Consider the following 14,393-nt stretch of genomic DNA (forward strand, 5'->3'; position numbering starts at 1 on the left):
AAATCCAATAAAATCAGGGGCTTGGGCTACTTTTGGAGAATGCTTTCCATGCAAGCTGCAAGGTCATGCATTTTGCACAGTGCATTTTGCACGGCGAGCCGATCAACACTATGGGCTCGATAGAAACGGAACCTTTGACGCGCAGGAAGGGCCTGACAAACACTTGGGCAACGATTTCTACCAGGAGGTTCCTTATGTCCACCCAGACTGCGCCCGCTCAGCCTGCTCAAATGTCTACCGATGAAGCGGCGGCCTTCGCCGCACAAGTATTCGACAAGGCCCGTCAAGGCGATGCCCCGATGCTGGAGCGCCTGCTGCAAAGCGGTCTGCCGGTGAACCTGCGTAATCACAAGGGCGACACCCTGCTGATGCTGGCCAGTTACCACGGCCACCATGACGCCGTTCAGGTGCTGCTCAGCCACGGGGCCGATCCGCTGATCGCCAACGACAATGGGCAGTTGCCCATCGCCGGTGCCGCCTTCAAAGGGGACATGGCCATGATCCGCCTGTTGCTGGAAAACGGTGTACCGGTCGATGCCGCTGCCCAGGATGGACGCACGGCCCTGATGTTGGCCGCCATGTTCAACCGCGTCGAGATCCTCGAGTACCTGCTGGCCCAGGGTGCCAACCCCGCCTTGCAAGATGCCCGTGGTGCCAACGCACTGATGGCAGCCCAGACCATGGGCGCAGTGGACGCCACCGCACGCCTGCAAGCGCTGGCAGGCTAACGGGCAGGGGGCGTTTGCGGCTATCCTTGGCGACTTTGCCATCGCCACAGGCCCCCCTCATGAAAACTCAGCTGCTCGAATTCATCCGCCTCATCGGTGCAGGCTGCCTGCGCGAAGAAGACATCGAGCGCATTGCCGACGAGGCTGCCCAGGCCTACGCCGACCCCGACGCCTTCCTGGCCGCCAACCCCGACATCAACTACGACGACAGCTTTCCCATCCCACTGGGCGAATGGATAGTGCTCGGCAGCCTGCCCGATACCGTGGTATTCCAGGCCGACACTTATCAGGACCTGTTCCAGCAGATCAGCGACTCTTTCGACAAGAGCGTGCCGTTCACGCTCAAGCCCAAGCAGCTGGCACGCACCGAACCGCTCGTTGCGCTCAACCGCATCCAGGTGCAGATGGGAGCGCTCAACAAGGAAGCCGGTGGCTACGTACTGCTCGATTTCAGCCAGTTGCTCGATGATGAGTTGCAGATGGTCATGGTGGGCCAGCAGGATCTGGAACGGGTCCAGGCACTGGCCGCTGAACTCGGCATCAAGGCCGAGCCAGCCCTGGAGGCCCTGAAAATCGCCCTGCACGCCTGACCGTTTCGTACAGGGCCGCACACCGGCGCCGTCAGCCCAGTGCGGTGTCCAGGAACATCATCACCGCAAAACCGCCCATCAGGCCGAGCGTGGCTGAGGTCTGGTGGCCGTGACGGTGGGTTTCAGGAATGACCTCGTGGCTCACCACGAAGATCATCGCGCCCGCCGCCAGCCCCATGCTGATGGGGTAGGCCACGGCAAAGCCGGTGGAAATGCCCAGGCCGATGATCGCGCCCAAGGGTTCCATCACCCCTGAACCAATCGCCACCAGTGCGGCCTTCAGGTTGGACAGCCCGGTCGCCCGCAGCGCCAGCGCCACGGCCAGGCCCTCCGGGATGTCCTGAATGGCGATGGCGGTAGTCAGTGGCAGGCCGATGTTCATGTCACCGTTGGTGAAGCTCACTCCGATGGCCATGCCCTCGGGCAAGTTGTGCAGGGTAATGGCCAGCACGAACAGCCAGACCCGGCTGAACCGTTCGGTTTCTGGCCCAACCACGCCGACGCGTTCATGCTCGTGGGGTGTGAAACGGTCAAGGCCCAGCATCAGCAGCACGCCCAACCCCATGCCGACGACCACGATCAAAGCAGCACCCGGCCCACTGCCGGTGATTTCCCGCGCCGCGTCCAGACCCGGCAGGATCAGCGAAAACGAACTGGCCGCCAGCATCATGCCGGCAGCGAACCCCAGCATCACGTCCTGGTTACGGCTACTGACATCACGCAAAACCACGGCCAGCACGGCGCCCAGTGCGGTGGCGCCAAACCCGGACAGGCCACCGAGCGCGGCCAGGTGCAGGTTTTCGGAATGATCGCCGTTGACCGCGTTCCACAGGCTTGCACCCAGCAGGATCACGACGGCCACCAGGCTCAGCGCAAGGCCTGCTCCGACCCAGGGGTTGTTGGCTATCTGTTGCCGCCACACGCTGAACGGCGAGGGCGGGGTGGCGCTGTGGCTGTGGGCAGGTGGCATGCAGAACCTCTGATCGAAATGACGATGCATCATAGGCAGTGACCTGCTGGCCAGGCCAAGGATTCCCTTCTATTGAACCGATAGGGGGCTATGCTATGCAGCAATACACTCATCAACTGGAGTACGCGGTATGGGATCGATGTTCAACAGCCTGGTAGGTCTGATCATTCTTGCCCTGGATATCTGGGCCATCATCAACGTCTACAAGAGCGACCGCGAAGTGGGCGTAAAGGTGTTGTGGATTCTCCTGATTGCCCTGCTGCCAGTCGTGGGGCTGGTGATCTGGGCCATCGCCGGGCCGCGCGGCTCGGGCCGGCTTTGAAGTCAGCACAACTACACCCCTGGCGCCACAGGCGCATCCAGGCCGTGACAAAATTTTCACAATGAATTAAACAGAATCCGCACCCGCACAATGCCGCGCTGGTCTTGCGCCAGCGCCTTCTTCGCAAACCGCATTTCTAGGACCTTCCTGTTCATGGCCAACCCGGACGCCTTGAAGCAACGGCGCGCGCGAGCGCCGTTCTCGCCGACCCTCAAATCCCACCTGGCCTATACGCTGCTCAGCGCGCTGGTCATCATGCTGATGCTCAGCCTCGTGCGCCTGGCACTGCTGGTCTACAACAGCGACATGATTGGCGACACGCCAGCGGCCACGGTCGCCGAAGGGTTCGTCAACGGCCTGCGCTTCGACCTTCGGGTGGTGGTGTACATCAGCATACCGCTGCTGCTGGCACTGCTGAGCCCCTGGGCCATGGCCCGCCGGGGTGTGTTCCGGTTCTGGCTGACGCTCACCGCCAGCGTGGTGATGTTCCTGGGCCTGATGGAGCTGGACTTCTATCGCGAGTTCCACCAGCGTCTGAACGGCCTGGTGTTCCAGTACATCAAGGAAGACCCCAAAACCGTCATGAGCATGCTCTGGTACGGCTTCCCAGTGGTGCGCTACCTGCTGGCCTGGGTGTTCGGAACCTGGCTGCTCAGCCTGCTGTTCAAGGGTGTGGACCGGCTGACCCGCGGGATTGGGACCCAGCCGGTGGCTGCCTGGTATTACCGCCTGGCAGTGTTCATGGTGATCCTGCTGGTGGCCGTGATCGCCGCCCGTGGCACCCTGCGTCAGGGCCCGCCCATGCGCTGGGGTGACGCGTTCACCACCGACTCGAACTTCGTCAACCAGTTGGGCCTCAACGGCACCCTGACCCTGATCGACGCCGCCAAGAGCCGCTTTGGCGAGGACCGCGCCAACATCTGGAAGCCGGTGCTGGAGCAGAACCTGGCGACCCAGACCGTACGCCAGCAACTGCTGACCCCCCATGACACCCTGGTCGATGCCGACGAAGCTGCCGTGCGCCGCGATTTCGTGCCGCCAGCCGAGGGCACCCTGCCCATCAAGAACGTGGTGGTGATCCTGATGGAGAGCTTCGCGGGCCATTCGGTCGGCGCGCTGGGCAGCCCCAACAACATCACCCCTTACTTCGACAAGCTGGCCAAGGAAGGGCTGTTGTTCGACCGTTTCTTCTCCAACGGCACCCACACGCACCAGGGCATGTTCGCCACCATGGCGTGCTTCCCCAACCTGCCAGGCTTCGAGTACCTGATGCAAACCCCGGAGGGCGGTCACAAGCTGTCCGGGCTGCCAGCCTTGCTCAGCGCCCGTGACTACGACGACGTGTACGTCTACAACGGCGATTTCGCCTGGGACAACCAGTCCGGCTTCTTCGGCAACCAGGGCATGACCACCTTCATCGGCCGGCAGGACTTCGTCGACCCGGTGTTCTCTGACCCGACGTGGGGCGTGTCCGACCAGGACATGTTCGACCGCGGCAATCAGGAACTGGCCAAGCACGATGGTAAAAAGCCGATCTATGCCTTGCTCCAGACCCTGTCCAACCACACGCCGTACGCCCTGCCCAAGGACCTGCCGGTGGAGAAGGTGACCGGGCAAGGCCGCCTGGACGAACACCTGACGGCCATGCGCTACTCGGACTGGGCCCTGGGCCAGTTCTTCGAGAAGGCGCGCAAGGAGCCTTACTTCAAGGACACCCTGTTCGTGATCGTGGGTGACCATGGTTTCGGCAACCATCAACAGGTCACCGAACTGGACCTGGGACGGTTCAACGTACCGCTGCTGCTGATCGCCCCAGGCATCCAGGAGAAGTTCGGTGCGGTCAACCACACCGTGGGCACCCAGGTCGATATCGTACCGACCATCATGGGTCGCCTGGGCGGCCAGACGCGCCATCAGTGCTGGGGGCGCGACTTGCTCAACCTGCCTGAGGGCGACCCAGGCATCGGCATGATCAAGCCCTCGGGCAGCGAGCAGATCGTGGGCCTGGTGCAGGGCGACCGTATCCTGATCGAGTCCAAGGACATGACCCCGCGCCTGTACCGCTATCAGTTGGGTCGCGAGTTCAAGGCCGAGCTCATCGAAAGCCCGGACCAGCCGCAGTTGCTCAAGCAGCTCGAAGCCTATATTCAGACGGCCACCAAGAGCTTGCTGGACAACACGGCAGGGGTGGTGCACGGCACGCCGAAGTAGCCGTGTCCACGCCCCGACCTGGGCCGCTACCTAGCGGCCCAGGTCGGGGGGGTGTTCAACTTTCTGAACATTCCCCAAGGGCCAAGGTCAGTTATTCAGGCATCGCGTAAGGTGTCGTTTGATTGAGAGGGCTCGTTCGATGAAAGAGTGGGAAGTCATCTTTGCCGACCAGAAAGGCGCACCGACCTCGATCGTGCTGCAGGCAGAACATCGCCCCAGCGAGGAAGACGCCGCCCGTGCCATCCGCACGCGGTTGTTCCCGGTCATGGATGAGCTGGACCTCAACGATTTTCAGGATCGCGCGGTTTCCCCCACGGCGCGCTGGCTGAAAGAACACAGCGGCGTCACCATCACCAGCATTGAAGAGGCGCCCTGATTCACGGTTTGCGTAGCGTCCGCCTGGGCACTACGCTGCATGAAGGTGCCCGCCGGCTGCGCAGGCGGCACCGTTCCCACCCGCGTCTTGTATCAGCTCGAACTGCCCGACGATTTGGGGCAGGTGCCCGTGCACGGAAAGTCTATCCACTGCGTTATTCAGGAGGACGATTCATGAGCAGCCAACACGACGATATCAGCAGCAACGTCCTGCGCCAGATGAAGGCAGGCGGTTTCGATTTCACCCAGATTCACCCTATCGAGTTCTATGCCGTTTTCCCGGATGAAGCCGCTGCGCGTCGCGCAGCCGGGGAGTTTCGTGGCGAATCGCTCAACGCTCAGGTGACCGAGCTCGATGACGGTGCCTGGCACCTGGAACTCAGTAAAATCATGTTCGCCACCCACGGTGGCATTGGCGATTTCGAGGAGGCCTTCGAGCAGGTTGTCACGCCTTATGGCGGCGAAGTGGAGGGGTGGGGGGTCAAGCACGAGCGCCTCACGGCCTAGGCCATTGGGCCGTCCTGCGGCCCAATTTTCTCAGGATTTGCGCGTGGCCATGTGCCGCAGATACGCCAGCAGCGCATCGAGTTCCTTATCACTCAGCACACTTGGGGCAAAGCCCGGCATTTTCGCCTGGGGCCATTGCCGCAAGCTTTGTGGGTCCCGAATCAGCCTGCGCAGGTAACCTGGCTGGAAGTACTCGGTCGGGTTATGCGGCACGTTCAGATCAGGCCCTACCTGAGCATCCCCTGCACCGTTAAGGCGATGGCAGGCCAGGCAGTTTTGCTGAAACAGTGCAAAGCCTTGTCGCACGGGACTACCGCTGGGCAGCTTCGGGTCCGGCAGCAACGCCGGAAACCGCTGCTCGACAGGCGCCAGCTTACGGATCGTGGAAATCTGAAAGGGCCATTGTTCGGGGCGAATGCCGCTTGCTTGCGGCGCGGTCCACACCAGGTAGAACGGCCCTGCACTCGGTTTGCCCTTGCTGAGGGGCGGCCATGGGTCGCCCGGGTCTTCAACGGCTAGCCAGGCCTGCGCCGGGCCGGATTGAAGCAAAGGGCCAGCGGGCATTTCTGCCGCAAAGCCATCGGCTGCAATGGCCTGCAGATGGTCTTCTGGCCCCACACCCTCCAGCAGCACCGCCAGGGGCACTGCGCGATAGCGCATGGGGCGCTTATAGGAAACGTCCTCGCTGATATCTACCGCTTTGGCCTGGGAATGCGCGAGCAGCTGTTCGCTGCTCCACTGTGTTTGGCCAGTGCCCAGTTCAAGGTGCAGTTGGGCCGCCGACAGCGGCAGGCATGACAGCAGGGCTGCCAAGGCAATGCATGGGCGCATGGGATACTCCGGCCATCAGGGGCCAGCAGGTTACCGCTATGCAGCCTGCTCCCGCCACCACGGGCCTTAACCGAACACCCGTGTCAGGTTCGGCAGTATCAGCAACAGCGTGGTCGCGAAAAGAATGAGCCCAGCTTGGCGAAGTTTCGATTGTCTGAACATGGCGGACCGCCTTCTTGTTGTTATTCCTCAATACCCGTTGGCTTCCTTGTCACACGTCGGGTCGATCGCAATGGCCCCTACCGGCACCTGCACCGCTTGCCTCATGAATGTGGACATACCTGCAACATTAGGGTGTACACGATTCAGGCTTGAGAACCCTTTGTTCTAACTACCAACGCCTATAAAGCATTTCGATTTAAAGCATCAAGCCATCGCGCTGATAGGCTTCAGCTAGACAGGCTCGCTGTTTTTGTACTGCCTCTACCCTGCGTGCACCGTTCGTCTGCGCGACCCTCTTGCTTGTACGTGCCTTTCGCGTCACGCTCTATAGCTGTTTTCCATCCATGTCGTTCAGGACTATCCCTATGTCGTTACGCATCTGCATCCTTGAAACCGATGTTCTGCGACCGGAATTGACGGCGCAGTACGAAGGCTACGGCAGGATGTTCGAGCAGCTCTTCGCCCGTCAGCCGATCACAGCACAGTTCAGCGTGTATAACGTCATGAACGGTGAATATCCGGCAGAGGATCTCAAGTTCGATGCTTACCTTGTGACGGGCAGCAAAGCCGATTCGTTCGGTTCCGATCCTTGGATCCAGACGCTCAAGGCTTACCTGCTCAAGCTGTATGACCAGGGTGAGAAGCTGCTGGGCGTGTGTTTCGGTCACCAGTTGCTGGCACTGACCCTGGGTGGCAAGGCGGAGCGGGCCGAGCAGGGCTGGGGCGTCGGCGTGCACCGTTATTCACTGTCTGCACGGGCACCCTGGATGCAACCTCAGGTGTCTGAGCTGACCTTGCTGATCAGTCACCAGGACCAGGTGACCGAATTGCCCAAAGGCGCCACGGTCATCGCATCCAGTGATTTCTGCCCCAATGCGGCGTATTGCATCGGCGATCAGGTGCTGTGTTTCCAAGGTCACCCAGAGTTCGTGCATGACTACTCCCGGGCCCTGCTCGACGCTCGACAGGCGCATCTGGGCGATGAGGTCTACCACAAGGCCGTCGCCAGCCTCGCCACCGAACATCAGGGTGACGTGGTAGGCGAGTGGATGTTGCGTTTCATCCAGCAACCGACCAGCAAGCACAACGCGGCCTGACAGGGCAGGGGGCGCCGGGTGCCCCTTGCTTGGTTACAACCAGCCGGATTTCTTGAAGCTGGCGAACAGCCCTGTGCATCCGGCCGCAATCACCCCCAGCACCACGTAATAGCCGTAGTGCCAGCTCAGCTCCGGCATGTTCTGGAAGTTCATGCCGTAGATGCCGGCAATGGCAGTGGGGAAGGCCAAAATGGCCGCCCAGGCGGCGAACTTGCGCTGCACGATGCTCTGGCGAGACGCTTCGAGCAGCATGCCGATCTCGATGGTCTGGCTGGCGATGTCGCGAATCCCGGCCAGGTCTTCCATCTGCCGGGTGACGTGGATCTGGACGTCGCGAAAGTAGGGGCGCATGTTCTTGTCGATGAAGGGAAAGCTCAGGCGCTGCAATTCCTCGCTCACTTCCACCATGGGCGCCACGTAGCGGCGCAAGCGCAGCAGATCGCGTCGCAGGCTGTGCAGGCGACGGATGTCGGCTTCGAGCAAGGATCCGCCGAGCACGCTCTGCTCCAGCGCTTCGATCTCCCCATGAATCGCCTCGCTGACGGGCTGGTAGTTTTCGGTAACGAAATCCAGCAGCGCATACAACACGAAGTCCTCGCCGTGTTCGAGCAGCAGCGGCCGCGCTTCGCAGCGTTGGCGCACCAGGGCATAGGATTTGGAATGGCCATTGCGACAGGTGATCACGTAGCCATTGCCGGCGAAGATGTGGGTTTCGATGAATTCCAGCCGCCCCTGCTGGCGTACCGGTGAATAGGTGACGATGAACAAGGCGTCGCCGAAGGTTTCCAGCTTCGGCCGGCTGTGTTTCTCCAGAGCGTCTTCGATGGCCAGTTCGTGAAGGTTGAACTGGCGTTGCAGGTTGGCCAGCGCTTCGGCGTCGGGCTCCTCCAGCCCGATCCAGACGAAGTGGCCTGGCTTGCGTGCCCATTCGCTGCCTTCATCGATACTGATGTTGGTGACCTTCCTACCGGCGCTGTATACCGCCGCTGCCACGACTCGCCCCATGATTGCCCGCTTTTTTGTGGTTGAACACGGCCTACAGCTTGGGCTGTAGTGGGCGGGAGAGCAACGGGTCAGGGCAGTTCGTGTTCCATCCGGTCGATGCACTGCTGCATGTGGGTGCGGCACTGCTCGATCAGCGCAGGCAGGTCCTGTTGCGTCATGCCGGTGGTGGCGATGGGAGGCAAGGAGCGTACGATTACCGTCCGGCGCCGCCAGCTGTTGAGGTTCAGCCGGTGGGCATAGCGGCTCACGCACACGGGCACGATGGGTACCCCGGCCTCGATGGCCATGTGGAATGCGCCTTTCTTGAACGCCAATAGCTGTTCACTGGCGTTACGCGTGCCTTCAGGGAATATCCAGATGGAGGTGTCGTTCTGCAGGACGCGGGTGGTCTTTTGCAACGCCTTGCGGGCCTGGTAGGCGTTCTTGCGGTCGACCAGCACGTTGCCGCCCAGCCAGAACAACTGCCCAAACAGCGGAATCCAGCCCAGGCTCTTCTTGCCGATGGCCACGGTGCGTTGCGGGACCACCTGGCCCAGGACGAACAGGTCGAAGTTGGATTGGTGGTTGGCGATGATGACGCAGCCCGGTGGCTGGTCCCACAAAGGCCCCACCTGCTTCTGGACCTTCAGGCCCATGAGCCAGGTAGCCGGCATGCTGTAGAGCCGGGCGAACACGCGGCTGTTGTCGGGGTTGAACGGGCGGCACAGGCCAATGATCAGCCCCACGGCGCCGACGGCGAGAAAATGCAGCGCCAGCAGGAACATGCGAAGAACGTAAAGCATGGTACGACTCACACCAGACAGTCGCCCGGCAGTGTACGACTGTGCACTGGCCGGGGCAAACCCTGGTGGAGGCGCTCTGGTTGATCTGTGCAGGTGGTGAGGTCACCCCATGTGTTGCTGGTCCAGCTCGATAGCCTTGTCCAGGGCTTCGAGCAGGCCCTTGCGGACCTTGAGCTTGGTGTTCTTGTGGGCCAGCATGTTCAGCTGCTTGAGCGCTTGCGCTGTAGCCAAGGCGGTCTCCATCAGTTGCTCGGCGGGCACCACCTTGTCCAGAAAGCCTGCATCCACCGCCCCCTGGGGGTCGAACACTTCGGCGTTGATCACCGAGCGGTGGAAGGCCGAGCGGCGCAGACGGTCACGGGCCAGTTCGATCCCGGCATGGTGCATGGTCATGCCGATCTGCACTTCGTTCAGGCACACCTTGTACGGGCCTTCGACGCCAATGCGGTAGTCGGCCGACAGCAGCAGGAACGCCCCTTTGGCTACGGCGTTGCCTGGGCAGGCCACCACCACTGGAAACGGATGCGACAGCAGGCGGCGCGCCAGGGTGGAGCCTGCGGTGACCAGCGCGATGGCCTCTTTGGGGCCGCGGGTCATGACCTTCAGGTCGTAGCCGCCCGACAGAATGCCCGGCTGCCCGGTGATGATCACCACTGCCCGGGCCTCGAGGGCGCGATCGAGCGCGGCATTGAACGCGTCGATGACGTCCGGCGAGATGGCATTGACCTTGCCGTTGTTCAGGGTCAGGGTGGCGATGCCGTCTTCGGCATGGTAGGTGATCAGCTCGCTCATGGCAGAGTCCTCTTGTTGGCGTGGCGCCGACGTTACCCAGCAGCGCAGGCCAGGTAAAGCAGCAAGGCTGACTGGCCAGTCAGGCGCTGCCGACGGCGAGATGCAAATGCATGAAAAAACTGAAAAAAATACTTGCCAAAGGAAACGTCTTTCACTAAATTAGCGCACCTCGACAGGCCATACGGCTTGAAGAGAAACGGTGAAGTGTCCGAGTGGTCGAAGGAGCACGCCTGGAAAGTGTGTATACGAGAAATCGTATCAAGGGTTCAAATCCCTTCTTCACCGCCACATTCTACGAAGAGCCCCTGTGCTGCAAAGCATGGGGGCTTTTTGTTTTTGGGGTGTTTATTGATGGGGCTGCCGACGGTGTGTGAGGCACGGGCTGCAGCTTTGCAGCGGTAATCGCCGGGGCCGCGCCGCGGCCCCGGCGATTCCTGCTGCGAAGCGAGTAATCTCAGCCACTACAACTCAAAAACTCATCGAAGCCGACAACCGTGCCGTACGCGGTGCCCCCTGGAACAGGTAGTTATCCCCCAGATAATCCCCCACATCCCGCCAATAACGCTTGTCGAAGACGTTGTCCACTGTCAGCCGCAGCGCCGTGTCATACCCCCCGACGCGCGTCTGGTAGCGCCCGCCCAGGTCGAACACGGTATACCCACCCACCGCCACGTTGCCGGCATGATCAGCGTACTTGCGGGCGCTGTAGCGTACCCCGCCCAGTATCGCCAGCCCTGGCACCGGCAGGGTGTACTGCGCCTGCAGGGCTGCCCGGAACCTTGGCACGTTGATGGCCTGGTGCCCCTCACGCTCAGCCGTACCACTGCCGACCACCCGCGCATGAATGGCGGCCGCGCTGGCCTGCAACTGTAAGTTGGAGGTCACCCAACCGCTGGCCCCGAGTTCCAGCCCCGTGTTTTTCTGCTGGCCTTGCTGCACATAGGTGAAAGCGCCGTCGCCGTCAGGGCGGGCGTACTGGTACGCCTGACGAATCTGGAACAACGCAGCGCTCACGCTCAGCGCCTCCAAGTCATGCTTGAGGCCCACTTCCAGCTGGTGCGAGAGGGTGGGCGCAAGGATCTGCGCAGCGTTACGGGCAAACCACGGTGCAGTGCCGCCCGCCGAAAGGCCTTTGGCGTAACTGGCGTAGAGCGTCGTGTCTGGTGCAGGTTTGAAGACCAGCGCCGCGTTGGGCAGCAGTTGATACTGGCGAGTGTGCCGCCCGGCGGTGCCGGTTTCATCCCAGGTGCGTTCATCCAGGCGCACTTCCCGGGCGCCGACGATGGCTTGCCAGTGTTCACTGAACGTCACCCGATCAGTGACGAAGAGCCCATACTGGCGGCTATCCAGACGCCTTTCGCGAGCGCCGACGGGTTGGTCCGAGGGGGCAAGGTCGGGCGCGGCTTCATCCAGGTTGCCGGTGCCGAGCCACGCGTTGTAGTACGGACGCTGGTCCAAGGTGCGGCGCTGGACGCTGGTGCCCAGGGTTAACGCGTGGCCCACGCCCAGCGCATCGAAGCGCCCATCGAGCATGGCCTGCGCCTCGTCGATACGCCGGGTATCGTCGGGGCTGCGAAAATCATAGATGTCGTAGTCGCCGGTGCTGCTGAAGAAGGCGCCTTCCCCAGAGCCCCAGGCAAAGGCACTGTAGTCGTCGATCACCGCCTGGCTGCGTGAGGCGCTGACCGTGCCTGTCCAGGCCTCGCTGAAGCGGTACTCCAGGCGCCCGCCCAGGTTGAGCGAATCGTTCTGCACAGGCTTGGCCCACTGCTGGTAGGCAAGGTGGTTCTCAGGGTCTACGTCGTGGGGCAGGCGCGTGCCGCCCAGCAACTGGTAACCCGGTACCGAGCGCTGCTGGCGGTGCTGGTAGTCGGCGTCCAACTGCAAGGTGGCGTTCGGGCTGATCTGCCAGTCGAAGGCCAGCGCCGCGAAATCACGCTGGCCGTCGGCATGCGCGACATAGGAGCGAATGTCCTCATGCGCCAGGTTCACCCGCAGGCCGAACTGCTGCTGGTCGCCGAACCAGCCCCCGACGTCGGTGGCCAGGTAACGTTCGCCCTGCGCGTTGGTGGACAACGTGACCCGGCGCACAGGCTCGGCCCGCTTGGTCACATAGTTGACCAGGCCCCCGGGCGCCGACACGCCGCTTTGCAGCCCCGACAAACCCTTGAGCAGTTCCACCTGCTGCTTGTTCTCCAGGGCCACGTTCTGCTCACCGACCATGGTATGCCCGTTGAGGCGATAGCTGCTGGCGGCATTGAGCTCGAAGCCGCGCACGTTGAAGTTTTCGTAGTAGCCGACCGGTGCGTAGCTTTCCCCCACCGAAGCGTCGCCTTGCAGCACTTCGCTGAGCAGGCGCACCTGCCGATCCTCCAGCAAAGGCTGGCTGAAGACGCTGATCGATGCCGGGGTGTCAAGCAGGGGTGCAGCCTGAAAGCTGCCTACGGCAGCCTCACGTGCCTGGTAGCCGTCGTTGCCGTAGGTATCAGACACCTCAAGCGGGTCCAGTTGCACCCCGTGTTCTGCGAACACCGCAGGGCATTGCAAGGCCAGGCCCAGGCTTAGCAGGCGAAAGGGCAGGCGAGGGTGACGCGGGGGCATGCGTGGGGCTCCTGAAGGCGCGGCACAGGCCGTGAAAAAGGCCGCATAGTATCAGTCGCTTCAGGTATTGGGCGCGGACAAAAGCCCGGGAGCCCCGACTTGGGGGCTGCGCACCACGCAGCCCCCGTAGGCACGGCTATTGGCGCACCAAGGCTTCGGGTTTGGCTTTACGCGCTGCCACCCACCACACTACTAATGCCAGCGCGCCAATCACCAGGCCTGCCACCACGATCCCTGGCCAGCCCTGGCGCTGGAACAGTTGCGTGCCCAACAGTGACCCCAAGGCGCCACCGATGAAATAGCACGTGATATAGCCCGCATTGAGTCGGGTGCGCGCTTCGGGGCGCAGCGCGATGACCGCGTTCTGGTTGCTCACATGTACCAGTTGCACGGCCAGGTCGAGCATCAGCACGCCCAGCAGCAGGGCCAGCAAGGACTGCTCGGCAAAGCCCAGCGGCACCCAGGACAGCAGCAAGACCACCAGCCCCACCGTGGTCCCCAGCGAGCCTTTGCCATGGTCAGCCAGCCGCCCGGCCCAGTTGGCCGAAAGCGCCCCGGCCGCACCTGCCAGGCCGAACAGGCCGATCACCGCATCGGAGTAATGATACGGCTCGTTGGCCAGCAGAAATGCCAGGGGCGTCCAGAACAGTGCGAACAGGCTGAACGCCAACAGGCCGAGCAGCGAGCGCAGGCGTAGCACCGGCTCTTCGATGAATAGGCGGAACACGGAGCCAATCAGGGCGGGATAGCGCAGGCCTGCATGGCTGTGATGCTCCGGCAGGCTACGATGCAGCGCCAGGGCCGTGATCGCCATCAGCACCGCAGCCAGCACGTAGATGCTGCGCCAGCCGCCCAGTTCGGCCATGAAGCCTGCGGCCGTGCGCGCCAGCAAAATGCCCAGCAGCAGGCCGCTCATCAGGGTGCCGATGGCACGGCCCCGTTGATTGGGCTCGCTCAACGAGGCGGCCATGGGCACCAAAATCTGCGCCACGACGGAGAACAGCCCAGTCAATGTGGTGCCGAGTATCAACCAGGGCAGGCTGGGGGCACAGGCACTGATGACCAGGCCAAGCGTGGCGATCACGGTCATCACGGTGATCAGCCGGCGTTGTTCGAACAGGTCGCCCAGCGGTGCCAGCAGCAACAGGCCGGCCCCGTAGCTCAGTTGCGCGGCAATCACGATGCTGCCGGCGCTGGCGGTGCTCAAGCCGAACTGCTGGGCGATGCTGTGCAGCAGCGGTTGAGCGTAGTAATTGCTGGCCACGGCCAGGCCAGTGGCCGTGGCCATCAGCAGAATCAGGGCACGGCTGAGGGTTGGGGTGTGCATGGTGGTTCTCGTGACGGGCAGTGAAGTGGGGAAGATTATCGACGCCCTCGACGCATGACACCAATGTATAGTTCTCACGCCATCCATCTTGAA

Annotated in this window: 14 protein-coding genes and 1 tRNA gene; 8 read left to right on the top strand and 7 right to left on the bottom strand. The window is 62.3% G+C overall.

Annotated features, from left to right (window positions below; genetic code table 11):
* Positions 1–194: 194 nt before the first annotated feature.
* On the top strand, positions 195–728 hold the full coding sequence (locus MOP87_RS05490; RefSeq protein WP_028687838.1) for an ankyrin repeat domain-containing protein: 534 nt from the start codon (positions 195–197) through the stop codon (positions 726–728).
* A 59-nt stretch (positions 729–787) separates the two neighbouring features.
* A complete protein-coding gene (locus tag MOP87_RS05495; RefSeq protein ID WP_242810215.1) occupies positions 788–1,318 on the top strand; it encodes a hypothetical protein in 531 nt (176 codons plus the stop codon).
* Positions 1,319–1,349: 31 nt separating this feature from the next.
* On the opposite strand, the gene MOP87_RS05500 is transcribed toward MOP87_RS05495, so the two are convergent.
* A complete protein-coding gene (locus MOP87_RS05500; protein WP_027914306.1) occupies positions 1,350–2,288 on the bottom strand; it encodes a ZIP family metal transporter in 939 nt (312 codons plus the stop codon).
* A 130-nt stretch (positions 2,289–2,418) separates the two neighbouring features.
* Here MOP87_RS05500 and MOP87_RS05505 point away from each other — a divergent pair, with 130 nt between their 5' ends.
* From MOP87_RS05505 to MOP87_RS05520, 4 genes are all read left to right on the top strand, one after another.
* Positions 2,419–2,610 carry a PLD nuclease N-terminal domain-containing protein gene (locus MOP87_RS05505; protein WP_027914307.1) on the top strand — a complete coding sequence of 64 codons (192 nt, stop codon included), beginning with the start codon at positions 2,419–2,421 and terminating at the stop codon, positions 2,608–2,610.
* A gap of 153 nt (positions 2,611–2,763) precedes the next feature.
* Complete coding sequence (locus tag MOP87_RS05510; RefSeq protein WP_023535377.1) at positions 2,764–4,821, top strand: LTA synthase family protein; 2,058 nt, start codon at positions 2,764–2,766, stop codon at positions 4,819–4,821.
* A 139-nt stretch (positions 4,822–4,960) separates the two neighbouring features.
* The gene (locus MOP87_RS05515) at positions 4,961–5,197 is read left to right on the top strand and encodes a hypothetical protein (protein ID WP_023535304.1); all 237 of its coding nucleotides are present in this window, start codon (positions 4,961–4,963) and stop codon (positions 5,195–5,197) included.
* A gap of 173 nt (positions 5,198–5,370) precedes the next feature.
* Complete coding sequence (locus tag MOP87_RS05520) at positions 5,371–5,703, top strand: ribonuclease E inhibitor RraB (protein ID WP_023535326.1); 333 nt, start codon at positions 5,371–5,373, stop codon at positions 5,701–5,703.
* 30 nt (positions 5,704–5,733) lie between these two features.
* Here the strand turns inward: MOP87_RS05520 and MOP87_RS05525 are convergent, their stop codons facing one another.
* On the bottom strand, positions 5,734–6,534 hold the full coding sequence (locus MOP87_RS05525) for a cytochrome c (RefSeq protein ID WP_059183217.1): 801 nt from the start codon (positions 6,532–6,534) through the stop codon (positions 5,734–5,736).
* Between the two features lie 527 nt (positions 6,535–7,061).
* Between MOP87_RS05525 and MOP87_RS05530 the strand changes: the two genes are divergently transcribed.
* On the top strand, positions 7,062–7,793 hold the full coding sequence (locus tag MOP87_RS05530; RefSeq protein WP_088523766.1) for an amidotransferase: 732 nt from the start codon (positions 7,062–7,064) through the stop codon (positions 7,791–7,793).
* Between the two features lie 33 nt (positions 7,794–7,826).
* Here MOP87_RS05530 and MOP87_RS05535 read toward each other — a convergent pair whose 3' ends face one another.
* The 3 genes from MOP87_RS05535 to MOP87_RS05545 form a co-directional block, all read right to left on the bottom strand.
* On the bottom strand, positions 7,827–8,798 hold the full coding sequence (locus MOP87_RS05535) for a magnesium and cobalt transport protein CorA (protein ID WP_023535321.1): 972 nt from the start codon (positions 8,796–8,798) through the stop codon (positions 7,827–7,829).
* A 68-nt stretch (positions 8,799–8,866) separates the two neighbouring features.
* Positions 8,867–9,580, bottom strand: a complete 714-nt coding sequence (locus MOP87_RS05540) for a 1-acylglycerol-3-phosphate O-acyltransferase (RefSeq protein ID WP_028687842.1) — start codon at positions 9,578–9,580, stop codon at positions 8,867–8,869.
* A gap of 102 nt (positions 9,581–9,682) precedes the next feature.
* Positions 9,683–10,372, bottom strand: a complete 690-nt coding sequence (locus tag MOP87_RS05545; RefSeq protein WP_027914311.1) for a crotonase/enoyl-CoA hydratase family protein — start codon at positions 10,370–10,372, stop codon at positions 9,683–9,685.
* 198 nt (positions 10,373–10,570) lie between these two features.
* Between MOP87_RS05545 and MOP87_RS05550 the strand changes: the two genes are divergently transcribed.
* Positions 10,571–10,660 (top strand) — tRNA-Ser (locus MOP87_RS05550).
* A 180-nt stretch (positions 10,661–10,840) separates the two neighbouring features.
* Here the strand turns inward: MOP87_RS05550 and MOP87_RS05555 are convergent.
* Both MOP87_RS05555 and MOP87_RS05560 read right to left on the bottom strand, forming a co-directional pair.
* On the bottom strand, positions 10,841–12,973 hold the full coding sequence (locus MOP87_RS05555; protein ID WP_242810216.1) for a TonB-dependent siderophore receptor: 2,133 nt from the start codon (positions 12,971–12,973) through the stop codon (positions 10,841–10,843).
* Between the two features lie 136 nt (positions 12,974–13,109).
* A complete protein-coding gene (locus MOP87_RS05560) occupies positions 13,110–14,300 on the bottom strand; it encodes an MFS transporter (protein WP_049696385.1) in 1,191 nt (396 codons plus the stop codon).
* Positions 14,301–14,393: the final 93 nt, after the last annotated feature.

This window comes from Pseudomonas sp. I3-I5, from assembly GCF_022699445.1.
Lineage (GTDB): Bacteria > Pseudomonadota > Gammaproteobacteria > Pseudomonadales > Pseudomonadaceae > Aquipseudomonas > Aquipseudomonas fulva.

Bases quoted from the DNA above. Each gene is read 5' to 3' on its own strand.
- MOP87_RS05530 (WP_088523766.1), top strand. From the start codon at position 7,062: ATGTCGTTACGCATCTGCATCCTTGAAACCGATGTTCTGCGACCGGAA.
- MOP87_RS05535 (WP_023535321.1), bottom strand. From the start codon at position 8,798: ATGGGGCGAGTCGTGGCAGCGGCGGTATACAGCGCCGGTAGGAAGGTC.
- MOP87_RS05560 (WP_049696385.1), bottom strand. From the start codon at position 14,300: ATGCACACCCCAACCCTCAGCCGTGCCCTGATTCTGCTGATGGCCACG.
- MOP87_RS05525 (WP_059183217.1), bottom strand. From the start codon at position 6,534: ATGCGCCCATGCATTGCCTTGGCAGCCCTGCTGTCATGCCTGCCGCTG.
- MOP87_RS05495 (WP_242810215.1), top strand. From the start codon at position 788: ATGAAAACTCAGCTGCTCGAATTCATCCGCCTCATCGGTGCAGGCTGC.
- MOP87_RS05555 (WP_242810216.1), bottom strand. From the start codon at position 12,973: ATGCCCCCGCGTCACCCTCGCCTGCCCTTTCGCCTGCTAAGCCTGGGC.
- MOP87_RS05490 (WP_028687838.1), top strand. From the start codon at position 195: ATGTCCACCCAGACTGCGCCCGCTCAGCCTGCTCAAATGTCTACCGAT.
- MOP87_RS05545 (WP_027914311.1), bottom strand. From the start codon at position 10,372: ATGAGCGAGCTGATCACCTACCATGCCGAAGACGGCATCGCCACCCTG.
- MOP87_RS05505 (WP_027914307.1), top strand. From the start codon at position 2,419: ATGGGATCGATGTTCAACAGCCTGGTAGGTCTGATCATTCTTGCCCTG.
- MOP87_RS05510 (WP_023535377.1), top strand. From the start codon at position 2,764: ATGGCCAACCCGGACGCCTTGAAGCAACGGCGCGCGCGAGCGCCGTTC.
- MOP87_RS05500 (WP_027914306.1), bottom strand. From the start codon at position 2,288: ATGCCACCTGCCCACAGCCACAGCGCCACCCCGCCCTCGCCGTTCAGC.
- MOP87_RS05515 (WP_023535304.1), top strand. From the start codon at position 4,961: ATGAAAGAGTGGGAAGTCATCTTTGCCGACCAGAAAGGCGCACCGACC.
- MOP87_RS05540 (WP_028687842.1), bottom strand. From the start codon at position 9,580: ATGCTTTACGTTCTTCGCATGTTCCTGCTGGCGCTGCATTTTCTCGCC.
- MOP87_RS05520 (WP_023535326.1), top strand. From the start codon at position 5,371: ATGAGCAGCCAACACGACGATATCAGCAGCAACGTCCTGCGCCAGATG.